General features: G+C 68.4%; 12 protein-coding genes. 9 read left to right on the top strand and 3 right to left on the bottom strand.

Features of this window, described 5'->3' with window-relative positions; genetic code table 11:
* Positions 1-160 precede the first annotated feature (160 nt).
* A complete protein-coding gene (locus tag BWO91_RS16515; RefSeq protein ID WP_079003329.1) occupies positions 161-2,152 on the bottom strand; it encodes an aldo/keto reductase in 1,992 nt (663 codons plus the stop codon).
* Positions 2,153-2,248: 96 nt separating this feature from the next.
* Between BWO91_RS16515 and BWO91_RS16510 the strand changes: the two genes are divergently transcribed.
* The 3 genes from BWO91_RS16510 to msrA all read left to right on the top strand — a co-directional run bounded on the left by BWO91_RS16510 (position 2,249) and on the right by msrA (position 4,783).
* Positions 2,249-3,355, top strand: coding sequence for a LacI family DNA-binding transcriptional regulator (locus BWO91_RS16510; RefSeq protein ID WP_079003328.1), 1,107 nt, complete (start codon positions 2,249-2,251; stop codon positions 3,353-3,355).
* Positions 3,356-3,436: 81 nt separating this feature from the next.
* Complete coding sequence (locus BWO91_RS16505; protein WP_079003327.1) at positions 3,437-4,084, top strand: MOSC domain-containing protein; 648 nt, start codon at positions 3,437-3,439, stop codon at positions 4,082-4,084.
* A 150-nt stretch (positions 4,085-4,234) separates the two neighbouring features.
* On the top strand, positions 4,235-4,783 hold the full coding sequence (msrA, locus tag BWO91_RS16500; RefSeq protein ID WP_064295677.1) for a peptide-methionine (S)-S-oxide reductase MsrA: 549 nt from the start codon (positions 4,235-4,237) through the stop codon (positions 4,781-4,783).
* 75 nt (positions 4,784-4,858) lie between these two features.
* On the opposite strand, the gene BWO91_RS16495 is transcribed toward msrA, so the two are convergent.
* Positions 4,859-5,068, bottom strand: a complete 210-nt coding sequence (locus tag BWO91_RS16495) for a hypothetical protein (RefSeq protein WP_124767435.1) — start codon at positions 5,066-5,068, stop codon at positions 4,859-4,861.
* Positions 5,069-5,288: 220 nt separating this feature from the next.
* Between BWO91_RS16495 and BWO91_RS16490 the strand changes: the two genes are divergently transcribed.
* The 6 genes from BWO91_RS16490 to BWO91_RS16465 all read left to right on the top strand — a co-directional run bounded on the left by BWO91_RS16490 (position 5,289) and on the right by BWO91_RS16465 (position 10,930).
* On the top strand, positions 5,289-5,510 hold the full coding sequence (locus tag BWO91_RS16490; protein WP_064295679.1) for a hypothetical protein: 222 nt from the start codon (positions 5,289-5,291) through the stop codon (positions 5,508-5,510).
* Positions 5,511-5,609: 99 nt separating this feature from the next.
* The gene (locus BWO91_RS16485) at positions 5,610-6,305 is read left to right on the top strand and encodes an LON peptidase substrate-binding domain-containing protein (RefSeq protein WP_153303520.1); all 696 of its coding nucleotides are present in this window, start codon (positions 5,610-5,612) and stop codon (positions 6,303-6,305) included.
* Positions 6,306-6,558: 253 nt separating this feature from the next.
* Positions 6,559-7,512, top strand: coding sequence for a sugar phosphate isomerase/epimerase family protein (locus BWO91_RS16480; protein WP_079003326.1), 954 nt, complete (start codon positions 6,559-6,561; stop codon positions 7,510-7,512).
* A 27-nt stretch (positions 7,513-7,539) separates the two neighbouring features.
* Positions 7,540-8,493 carry a 3-hydroxyacyl-CoA dehydrogenase family protein gene (locus BWO91_RS16475; protein WP_079003325.1) on the top strand — a complete coding sequence of 318 codons (954 nt, stop codon included), beginning with the start codon at positions 7,540-7,542 and terminating at the stop codon, positions 8,491-8,493.
* Positions 8,494-8,568: 75 nt separating this feature from the next.
* Positions 8,569-9,342 carry an SDR family NAD(P)-dependent oxidoreductase gene (locus BWO91_RS16470; protein ID WP_079003324.1) on the top strand — a complete coding sequence of 258 codons (774 nt, stop codon included), beginning with the start codon at positions 8,569-8,571 and terminating at the stop codon, positions 9,340-9,342.
* Positions 9,343-9,556: 214 nt separating this feature from the next.
* Complete coding sequence (locus tag BWO91_RS16465) at positions 9,557-10,930, top strand: MFS transporter (protein ID WP_064295683.1); 1,374 nt, start codon at positions 9,557-9,559, stop codon at positions 10,928-10,930.
* An 83-nt stretch (positions 10,931-11,013) separates the two neighbouring features.
* Here BWO91_RS16465 and BWO91_RS16460 read toward each other — a convergent pair whose 3' ends face one another.
* Complete coding sequence (locus BWO91_RS16460) at positions 11,014-11,973, bottom strand: hypothetical protein (protein ID WP_153303519.1); 960 nt, start codon at positions 11,971-11,973, stop codon at positions 11,014-11,016.
* Positions 11,974-11,979: the final 6 nt, after the last annotated feature.

The following is an 11,979-nucleotide window of genomic DNA, read 5'->3' as shown; positions in this document are numbered from 1 at the left end:
CACCCCGCGCTCGGACCAGCGCGGTGCGCTGACGCGAGGAGGAACGACTCGGCGTGGGCGCGCCCCACACGCGTGAGCGCGGGTCTCTGGAGACCCGCGCTCACGTCCATGCCCCGCGGTGACGTCAGCGCACCGCGCTGGCATCACCCGAAGGGACGGATCAGACTCGGAGGTCGAGCCAGGCGACCTGCTCCGGGGTCAGCTTCAGGGACAGGGCGTCGGTCGACGAACGCGTCTCCTCGATGGACCGCGGCCCGATGAGGGCGAAGGTCGGGAAGTCCTGCGCCAGCACGTAGGCCAGGGCGATCGCGGTCGGCGCGACACCCAGCTCGGAGCCGAGCTGACGGGCGCGGGCCAACCGCTCGAAGTTGTCGTCGCTGTAGTAGCAGCGCACGAGATCCGGGTCCGACAGGTCCTCGGGTTCGGCACGCCCGGTGAAGAAGCCGCGTGCCTGCGACGACCACGGCAGCAGCGGCGTCTTCGTCTCCTCGAGCCACGCGCGGCTCGTCGGGTCCGTCACCTCCACGCACCCGGCCCACGGCACGTCGAGTGCGCGGGCGAGACCGAAGTGGTTGCTCAGCGCCGCGAAGCCCCGCTTCCCGTTCGCCGCCGCATAGGCGTTCGCCTCCTCGAACCGCTCGATCGACCAGTTGGAGCCACCGAACGCACGGATGCGACCGGCCTCGGCGTGCTCGTTCAGCACGTCGACGAACTCGCCCACCGGGACCTCGACGTTGTCGCGGTGCATCAGGTACAGGTCGAGGTGGTCGGTGCCCAGCCGGTCGAGGCTCTCGAACAGCTGACGCGAGATCGACTCCGGGTCGCAGAACGGCGTGTGCGCACCCTTGCCGATCACCACGACGTCGTTCCGGAGGCCACGGTTGGCGAGCCAGCGTCCGAGCAGCTGCTCCTGCAGGCCGTCGCCGTACAGCCAGGCCGTGTCGAAGGCGTTGCCGCCGCGCTCGAAGAAGTCGTCGAACATCGCCGACGCGTGCGACAGGGTCTGCTGGTTGTCGACACCCATCACGAGCCGGGAGATGTCGTGGTCGATGCCCGCGATGCGGCCGGTCGGCATCGGGAGTTCGGCGCGCACGGCGAGCGGCCGGCCGGAACCGGTCGGGATGTCGGTGTCGATCGACTCGAACGGGTACTCGAGGCCGACCGCCTCGCGCCAGCGGTCGAGGGTCGCCGCGTTGCCGAGCGAGTCCGCCCAGCGCATCTGCGGTGCCTGACCGGCGTCGGCGAACGCAGCGACCGCGTCGGCCTGGATCGCGTACTGCGGCGCCCCGGGGATGTGGATCGACTCCGTGCCCGAGATGGTGCGGACCTCGATCGTCGACCCGTCCTCGACCGACGGCAACCACGGGTCGGACACGATGATCTGGCCCGTCGAACCCGTGACGACGACGCGGTTGTCGTCCTGCATGCGCACGCCGCTCGTGACGTGCGCCGTGATGCCTGACGGGAACACGAGCGACGCGCTGGCCCACTCGTCGACGCCGGTCGAGCCGATGGTGCCGTTCCCGGTGACCTCCGTCGGGTCGGCGAACGGTGCACCCACGGCGGCACCGGCGACGAGCCTCGCGATGGAGACCGGGTAGCCACCGACGTCGAGGATCCCGCCGCCCGCCAGCTCCGGGTTCATGAGTCGGTGCTCGGCCGGGAGGTTCGCGGCGAACGCGAACGACGCCTCGATGTGCTCGACCTCGCCGATGGCGCCGGACGACACGAGTTCGACGAGCTTGGCGGTCTGCGGGTGGAAGCGGTACATGAACGCCTCGGCGAGGTACACGCCGGCACGACGGGCGGCCTCGATCGCGAGCATCGCACCGGCGCGGTTGACCGAGAGCGGCTTCTCGCTGACGATGTGCTTGCCCGCTTCCGCCGCTTCGATCACCAGCCGGACGTGTTCCGTGTGCGGGGTCGCGATGTAGACCGCGTCGACGCCGGGGTCGGCCAGCAACTCGGCGACGGAGCCGTACGCGCGGACGGGAGCCGTGCCGTCCCCGAAGCGCTCGCCGAACTCCTCAGCACGCGACGCGTCACGACTGGCGACGGCGGCGAGTCGACCGGTGCGACTCGCGTGGAGCTCGGTCGCGAACCGTTCGGCGATCGTTCCGGGTCCGATGATGCCCCAGGCGACGTGTTCCATATGGTAGTGCTCCTCAACGTTGATCGGCGGTGCGATGGTCTGTGGTGAACGTCACCGTGAACGTTCACGGTGTGAGCGTATCAGTACGATGTGACCATGACCAGGCCCCGCGACGATCACGCTCCAGCGCGAGCGACGATCATCGACGTCGCCCGGGTCGCCGGTGTCTCCCGCCAGACCGTGACCCGAGCGCTCAACGGGATGCGCGACGTCAGCGACGCCACCAGGCAACGGGTCGTCGAGGTCGCAGCCTCGCTCAACTACCGGCCGAACCGCGCTGCGCAGCACCTGGTGAGCGGCCGGACGACGACGCTCGGACTGGTCGTCGACGACCTGAGGAACCCCTACTACCCGGAGCTCGCGGCCGCCCTCGTGCAGCAGGCCGCAGAGCGCGGATGGACCGTGTTGGTCGCCGAGGTCGGGGGAGCGGCGAACGCATCGGGCGACCGACCCGCCGCAGCGGATCGCGGTCCGGACCTCCCCGACGCGGAACGTGCGCAGCTCGCCGAACTCGCGCGGCAGGTCGATGCGGTCGTCGGGCGCAACGGCGCCGACCACGGAGCACTCCAGGGCGCCTTCGCCACCATCCCGTTCGTCTCCCTCGGCGACCATCGGCCAGAGGAGTTTGAGGCCGGTGCGGACCCGTCCGACGCCCAGCCCGCGCTGCAGGTGGCGGGCGTCGACATCGACTTCGAGGACGGCATCCGACAGGCGCTCGCCCACTTCGTCGCGACCGGGCGCCGGTCGATCGCCATGATCGACGCTTCGGCGGAACCGTCCGGACGGCGTCTCGCGTACCGCGCGTTCCTCGAGGAACACGGCCTGCCGTGGTCGGAGGCGTCGGAGACCTGGGCGGAGGACACCCACCAGGGCGGGGTCTCGGCCGCCCTGCGGTGCCGCGCCGCGATGCCCGACGTCGACGCCGTACTCGTCTTCAACGACGTCATGGCGGTCGGCGTGCTCAAGGGCCTCGCCCGTGCCGGGGTCGGCGTGCCGGAGGACGTCGCCGTCATCGGCATCGACGGACTCGACCTCGGTCGCTTCGTCACCCCTGAGCTGACGAGCGTCGCCGTCGACAAGGGTGACATCGCACGGCACAGCCTGGAGTTGCTCGACGGCATGATGTCCGGCACGCTCCCGCTCTCGGGGCCGTCCGTCCGACGCTCGGTGGGTGTCTCGCTCGTCGTCCGCGAGTCCGCCTGAGCTGATCCACTGAGCCACTCCGCCTGAGCCGCACCGGCCCCGTCGTCCGGACGGTCGCGGACGACACGGCAGACTGGTCACATGTCTGAACTCCTCGCCCTCTGTCGCGTCGAAGCCCTCCGGGTGGACGACGGTTCGATCGGTGTCACCGCGATCGACAAGCGCCCGGTCGACGAGCCGCTGCACGTGCGGCCGATGGGGCTGTACGGCGACGTGCAGGCCGATCGCAAACACCACGGCGGCCTGACGAAGGCGCTCTACGCCTACGCCGAGGAGGACGCGCGGTTCTGGGAGGGCGAGCTCGGTCGGGAGATCACGCCGGGGCTGTTCGGGGAGAACCTCCGTACGCAGGGGCTCGACGTGAACGGTGCCGAGATCGGTGAGCGCTGGCGGATCGGCGACACCCTCGTCGTCGAGGTGACCTGTCCGCGCACCCCGTGCGGCACCTTCCAGCGGCGCCTGGGTGAGCCACGGTGGGTGAAGCGCTTCGCCGACGCCGCACGGCCCGGCGCCTACCTCAAGGTGGTCAAGAGCGGGACGGTGCAGGCGGGCGACCCGATCGAGATCGTCCGTCAGCCCGGCCACGGCGTGACCATCGCCTCCTGGTTCGCCGCGGCGGACGAGGCGCAGGCGGTCACCCTCGAGCAGTCGGAGCGGTCCGGCGTCGTGGTGCTGGCCCCCGAGATCCATGAGTCGATCAAGCAGCTCCGTCGCAAGCGGCCCGTCTGAGCTTCGCTGTCGCGTCCTCGCACCTGTGCGACCGCTGAGTGCAAGCCCCGCCCGGAACAGTCCGGAAGCGGACGCTGTTGCATACCATGGAGCCGAAGACCGGAGCACGCGGGGACCCCGCACGGTGCTCGGCACGAAGGAGGAGTCACGATGAGTGCAGCAGACGAGCAGAGCACGACGACCGAGCGCGCGGTGCTGGCCGGCGGATGCTTCTGGGGCATGGAAGACCTCGTCCGGAAGATGCCGGGCGTGAAGTCGACGCGCGTGGGCTACAGCGGTGGCGATGTCGCCAACGCGACCTACCGCAACCATGGCACCCACGCGGAGGCCCTCGAGGTCGTCTTCGACCCGAGCAAGCTGTCCTTCCGCGAGCTGTTGGAGTTCTTCTTCCAGATCCACGACCCGTCGACGAAGAACCGCCAGGGCAACGACGTCGGCCTGAGCTACCGCTCGGCGATCTTCTTCACCTCGCCCGAGCAGGAGCGCGTCGCACGCGACACGATCGCCGACGTCGACGCCTCAGGGCTCTGGCCCGGCAAGGTCGTCACCGAGGTCGAGCCGGTCTCCGAGTTCTGGGAGGCCGAGCCGGAGCACCAGGACTACCTGGAGCGCATCCCGTGGGGCTACACCTGCCACTTCGTGCGTCCGGGCTGGAAGCTCCCGCGCCGCGCCGAGGTCGCGGAGCAGGCCACCGCGTAAGTACCTTCGCAGCGCCCGTCACCTCGGTGCCGGGCGCTGTGCTGTGCGTGGACCGGCGGGCTCAGACCGGCAGACTCAGACGCCGTCGGCGCGCGAGGAGTTGACGGCGTCCGAGGCCAGTCGTGGCGCGAATCGCGGGTCGAACTGCAGCGGTGGATCGTCGGGTGACGCGAGCGACGGTTTGCCGAGGCGGACCCACTCGAGGTACTGGAGGTAGGGGTCGGACCCGGCATCGACCGGCGCATCGACGATGCGCTTGCGTCCCCACGGCCACTTCCACCCCACGATCAGCATCCTACGGACGGTTCCTGAGGATCCGCGGACCATCACGGCACGATCTCGCAACGATGCCACCGCCTCGTGCTCGTTTCGTCTGACGGATAGGGGAGTTGTCCATCCCACGGCCGTGCTGTCATGATGAAGCACGGCGGAGATAGCTAGACAGTCGAGATACTTCGACGGTAGTCCGGACCCGGTCGTCGCACCCGCCGAGAGAGGTCGTTCCATGGGCTCCACCGGTAGCGAGACGTCTGAACTCCGCCGTGCATGGGTGGAGCAGCTCACGGCAGACCGCTTCGGCGTCTTCGTGGGCGACCGGCGCGTCGGGTTCATCGACGTGGACTGGCCACTGCACGTCGCCCTGCGCGGAACCGACTACGAGACGGCGGTCGAGGTCGATCGCGCGATCCGGTTCGATCAGGCGCTGCGTGCCGTCCTCGCCGCCTGAGTGGCCTCCGGTGTCCGGCGGCTATGATCGCAGCACGATTCGGGTGGACGAACGGCCGGGCGATCGTCGTTCGGGCCCGCGAGGCGGAGGGGGACTGACATGACCGACTCCTTCAGTGCCGAGCCGTGGGCATCCGGCCTCCCGGTTCTCGAGCTGCCGATGTTCCCACTCGGCTCCGTGCTGTTCCCACACATGCCGCTCGCCCTGCGGCTCTTCGAGGAGCGCTACCTCACCATGTTGGCGCACCTGCTCGAGGCCGAGGACCCGGCGTTCGGCGTCGTGCTCATCGAGCGCGGCCGTGAGACGGGAGGCGGTGAGCACCGCTTCCGCACCGGGACCGTGGCGGAGATCGTCGAGGTCGACGGCGGCGAGGGCTTCGTCGCGGTGATCGCCGAGGGCGGTCAGCGCTTCGAGGTGACCGACTGGCTGCCGGACGACCCGTATCCACGCGCTGAGATCCGAACGCTCGACGACCTGGAGTGGGACGCGCGCTGGGAGCCGCTGCGGGATGAGACCGAGGCGGCGGTGCGGCGTTCGCTCGCGGTGGCCAGCGAGTTCAGTGAGCAGCAGTGGGCCTCGGTCGTGGAGCTCGCCGACGACCCGCTGGAGTCGTCCTGGCAGCTGGCGGGCATCGCGCCGGTGAGCGAGATCGACCAGATGCGGTTCCTGTCGGCCGGTTCGTTCGAAGAGCTGCTGGTCGGTGTGCGCGATCGCGCCACCGAGGCCGGCGAGGCCTTCATCGCGGGTGGCATCGCCGACGCGGACGACGAGGACTGGGACATCCTCGGCGACTGAGCCCCGACGCCGCGCCTCGACAGACTCGGTGACCGGAGTGCTCGTGACCGGGTGCACTCGGTCCCCGGAAGCTCGCCTCCCGCTCCACCATTTACCGACCCTCCCTTCCGCCGGTCACTGAGCTTCCCTTCCGCCGGTCACTGAGCCTGTCGAAGTGCCCTTGCGCATTCGTGGAAACGCTTTACTATTTCCTATAGGATCTTTTTGACCGGGAGCACCAGCCCCGAGCAGTCCCTGAGCGCAATGGAGCATCATGACGGATACGACCGCGACCGCGTCGACCCCCCGATGGACCGCCGACACCTGGCCCATCGCCACCTGTCTGCACGGCATCCCGCCCGTCGACCGCAACGGCGTCTCCCTGCACGACGCGGAACCCGAAGCCTGGGACGACCTCTTCGCGCAGGTCGCCGGCGTCGGGTTCACCCTCGCCGAACTGCCCGACAGCCATGTCCGGCCCGCCGACCTCGAACCGTCCCGTCGCGACGAGTTCCTCGCCATCGCGAAGTCGCACGGCGTCGGCGTCCCGTCCGTCCACCTGCAGCGGCAGAGCGTGATCATGCCGGGCCACGAGGAGCGCAACCTCGAGTACGCGCACCGCACGATCGACGCCGCGGCGGAGTGGGGGATGCAGGTCTTCTCCACCGGCCTGCACCAACCGTTCAACGACGCGCAGCGCAAGGCGCTGTGGTTCTGGACCGCGCAGGGCCCGAAGGACCCCGACGACCCCGAGGTCTGGAACGCCGCCGTCAGTCGCATCCGTGAGCTCGGCAAGCACGCGGCCGAAGTCGGCCTGCCGCTCGCACTCGAGCTCTACGAGGACACCTACCTCGGCACCGCCGACAGCGCGGTCCGGTTCGTGGAGGAGGTCGGGCTCGACAACGTCGGCCTGAACCCCGACGTCGCGAACCTCATCCGCCTGCACCGCCCGGTGGAGGACTGGCGCGAGCTGTTCGCCAAGACCCTGCCCTACGCCAACTACATGCACGTGAAGAACTACACCCGCGACGAGGCGGCCGACGGCAGCTGGGCGACGTCCGTGCCCTCCACCATGGAGGCCGGGCTCATCAACTACCGCCAGGTCTTCCGCGACGCCGTCGAGCTCGGCTTCAACGGCATCATCCTGGCCGAGCACTACGGCGGCGACAGCCTCGGCATGTGCTCCACCAACCAGAAGTACATCAGGACCCTGCTGCCGCAGGCCTGATCCAGACGACCACAGGAGAGCCTCATCATGACCACACACACCATCGCCGTCGTCGGATCGGGGTACATGGGCGGCGGCATCGCCCAGGTGCTCGCGCTGTCCGGCGCCACCGTCCGCATCGCCGACATCTCCGAGGAGATCGCGCGCAAGAACTACGACCGCCTCATCGCCGAGGCCGAGCAGTTCGTCGCCGACGGACTCTTCCCGGCCGATGCCGTGGAGCGGATCCTCGCCAACGTCTCGCCCGCCGCGTCCATCGAGGAGGCGGTCACCGGAGCCGACTTCATCGAGGAGGCCGTCCCCGAGAAGATCGAGATCAAGCACGAGACCCTCCGTCGCATCAGCGCCGCAGCCTCACCCGACGCCATCATCGGCTCGAACACCTCGACCATCCTCATCGGTTCACTCGCCGAGGCCGTCACGAACCCGGAGCGGTTCCTCGGCGTCCACTTCTCGAACCCTGCCCCGTTCATCCCCGGCGTCGAACTCATCCCGCACGAGACCACAGCCGATGCGGCGATCGCCACCGTCGAGGAGATCGTCGCGGCGACCGGCAAGGAGACCGCCCGCGTCAAGGACGCCACCGGCTTCGTGCTGAACCGCCTGCAGTACGCGCTGTTCCACGAGGCGACGCAGCTCGTCGAGGAGGGCGTCGCGACGCCCGAGGACATCGACACGATCGTCCGCACCACCTTCGGCTTCCGGCTCCCCGTCTTCGGTCCCTTCGCGATCGCCGACATGGCCGGACTCGACGTGTACTCGTTCTGCTACGCCTCGCTCCAGACCCGGTGGCCCGAGCGGTTCGCCACACCGGACTCCCTCAAGGAACTCGTCGACGCCGGCAAGTTCGGCACCAAGTCGGGTGCCGGCTACCTCGACGTCCCGGCCGACCGCACCCCCGAGCTGATCGCCTACCGCAACAAGGCGTACGTCGCGATCAAGCGGCTCATGGACGAGCTCGGCCCCGCACCCATCAACTGAGCGCGGCGCCGACCGAACGCAACGTCCGACTCGATCGGACACCGACTTCACCACTCCCACGCAGAAAGGCCGGCCATGACCGCCACCACCTTCCCCGAATCCAAGACCGTCGTCCTCACCGGCGCAGCCTCCCCGCGCGGCATCGGTCGCGCCTCAGCCCATCACCTCGCCGAACTCGGCTGGAACATCGGGATCATCGATCTCGACGAGGCTGCGGCCCAGGCGGTCGCCGCCGAGATCGCGGAGCAGCACGGGGTGCAGGCGGCCGGCGCCGGCGCGAACGTCGCCGACGAGGCGCAGGTTCGTGCCGCGTTCGACGCACTCGAAGCGTCCCTCCCGCAGCTCGTCGCCCTCGTGAACCTCGCGGGCGTCGCCTCACCGGTGCCCTACCTCGAGGTGAGCGCCGACGAGTGGCAGCGCGTCATCGACATCAACCTCAACGGCGTCCACTACACGACCCGCCGTGCGGTCGAGTCGATGGTGTCGAACGGCGTCGGTCGTGTCGTCAGCCTGTCGTCCGTCTCCGCCCAGCGCGGCGGCGGCACCTTCAGCAAGACGGCCTACTCGGCGGCGAAGGCCGGCGTGATCGGCTTCACCCGCAGCGTCGCCCGCGAGCTCGGCCACGACGGCATCACGGTCAACGCCATCTCGCCCGGACCCATCGACACCGACATCATGGGCGGCACCCTCACCGAGGAGCGCAAGACGGCCATGGCCGCCGACGGCGTCCTGCCGCGCATCGGCACCCCGCGCGACATCGCGGCCGCCATCGCCTACCTCATCAGTGAGGACGCCGGCTTCGTCACCGGTCAGACGCTGAACGTCGACGGCGGCCTCTACATGCACTGATCCACCACACGCACCACGAGCGAACGGAGCAGCACCATGCAGCACCTCACCGGTCAGTGGACCAAATCCCGGTTGATCTTCCTCGGTCTCGGCGTCGTCTTCGTCGGCATCGGCCTCTGGATGATCATCCCCTCGATGGTCTCCTGACCACCGCCAGCAGCAGCAGTAGCGCCAGTAGCACCCACCCGCACCAGTCATCTCAAAGGAGAGTGTCTTGTCCACACCCAATCCGCCGGCGATCGGATCGACCAACGATCCGGCGCTGAAGTCGGCGATCCGCAAGGCGTCGAAGCACCTCATGCCGATGCTCGTCATCCTGTACTTCGTCGCGTTCCTGGATCGCACGAACGTCGGCTTCGCCGAGGAGGCGCTCAGCGTCGACCGCGGCATCTCGAACGGTGCCTTCGCCCTCGGTGCCGGCATCTTCTTCATCGGCTACGCGATCTTCGAGATCCCGAGCAACCTGCTGCTGAAGAAGTTCGGCGCCCGGTTCTGGCTCGCCCGCATCGCAGTGACCTGGGGCATCGTCGCCGCCCTGTTCGCCTTCACGACGAACGACACGATGTTCATCGTCCTGCGCTTCCTGCTCGGCGTGACCGAGGCCGGGCTCTTCCCCGGCGTCATCATGTTCCTGTCGGAGTGGTTCCCGAACAAGGTCCGCGTCCAGATGTTCTCGATCTTCTACCTGGCACAGCCCTTCTCGCAGATGCTCGGCGCGCCGCTGAGCGGTGGCCTCATCAGCTTCGGTGACGCCCTGACCCCGTGGCACGGCTGGCAGGTGATGTTCTTCGCCGAGGGCATGCTCGCGGTCCTCGCCGGTTTCGCCGCGCTCTACTTCCTCACCAACTCGCCGCAACAGGCGAAGTGGCTGGACCAACAGGAGAAGGACTCGTTGACGGCCGCGATGGAACGCGAGGACACCGTCCGGCAGTCGGACGGCCCGACCGGTATCGCGAAGGCGATGACGAGTTGGAAGGTGTGGTACTTCACCATCATCTACTTCTGCCTGCAGATCGCGGTGTACGGCACGACGTTCTACCTCCCGCAGCAGGTGTCGAACCTCATCGGTCAGGACGTCGGTTGGCAGGTCGGTCTCGTGGCGGCCATCCCGTGGCTCGTGGGTCTGTTCGCCTGCTACTACGTGGGACGGAACGCGAACACGGTCGTCCGGCGCCGCACCTGGGGCACGTGGTTCTACATCTCCACCGGCGTGTTCATCCTGGCCTCGGCCTGGGCGGGCGCGAACAACCAGCCGATCCTCGGCATCCTGTTCATCACCATCGCGGTGGCGAGCTTCCTCTCGGTCGGGCCGATCACGTGGGCCTACCCGACGGCGTTCCTCACCGGAACGGCTGCGGCGGCGGGCATCGGCCTCATCAACTCGCTCGGTAACCTCGGCGGCTTCGTCGCCCCGATCATGCGCACCGGGATCAACGAGAGCGTGCCGACCGACAGCGGCGTGTGGGGTGTGGTCTCGCTCGGCGTGTTCGCCTTCCTCGCGGCCGCGATGCTCTACTGCACCCGGTTCTTCCGTGGGGCGAAGGCGGACGAGCTGCTCGAGACGACGGCGACCCGCACGGCGCACTAGTCACGACGCAACTCCCGGACGGGGTTGATCGCTCAGGCGGTCGGCCCCGTTCTTGTACTGAGGAGTATTGCTCCTGCGCGCCTCTACCGGGCGAAGCCGGATGCCCAGTCGGCCAGTGTGCCTGTTAGTGATCGCGCCCACACCCGCCCTCGGTTCTGAGGAGCTTCCGTTGAGGCGCGGAGATCCTCGGCCAGTCGGTCGAATTCATCGGCAGATCTCCCGAATGCGTCGGCTCTGTCGCGCATCCAGTGCCCGATCATCAGCAGCGTGAGGGTGGTCGACAGGAGCGGCACCGCCGCGAGGGCCGGTTCCAGTGCTCGTGTCAGACCCAAGCCGAACCCAGCAGTCGCGATGAGCAGGATGAACGCCGATGCATAGCTGCGGTTCCGTCCCATGGATCTGGCCAGGCGAGCGTACCGGTTCGCCTCGTCATGGTCTGCAACGGCATCAAGTCTGGCGAGCGCGTTCGGTCGGTGGGAGAAGGTCGCAGGCTGCAGTCTGAGGCACTCCTCCGCGGAGAGCCCGGCGAAATACGGTTCCCGTCGATTGAGGCGCCAGATTCGTACGAGGCCTGTGAGTGCTGGCCAGAAGGTGATGAGTGACAGCACCGGGGTTGCGACCAATGCACCCACACTGAAGCCGCCGTACCGTTCGTAGCCAGCGACAACCATGAGCGTCATGCTCCCTGAGGCCCACCATGAAGCGAACCACCATGCGGTTCGCGAACCGAAGACGAGCTTGAGATGCGCCAGAATGCTCCGCTCTGTTGCGCCAGTCGAGCCCAGGAGCATCCAACCGATGAAACCCACCAGGACGAAGTTGAACGCAAGAGCACACGCGTAGACGGCCGTGACAACCTCGTTGAGGTCTGGGTACGGTTCGCCGAAGAGGCCGAGGATCCATCCAGCGCACTGCACGCTGAAGGCCAATCCGATGCTGAGCCCGGCTTGGACGGCGACGAGAGTCCAGATGGCGGACCCGATGAGCGACGACGGAACAGAGATTCGTTTGGACACGGTTTTTCGCTTCACGATGAACGACACGCCCCA

It is taken from the genome of Plantibacter flavus, from assembly GCF_002024505.1.
GTDB lineage: Bacteria > Actinomycetota > Actinomycetes > Actinomycetales > Microbacteriaceae > Plantibacter > Plantibacter flavus_A.
Note: the sequence above shows the minus strand (reverse complement) of the source record. Positions and strands in the feature narration are given on the sequence as shown.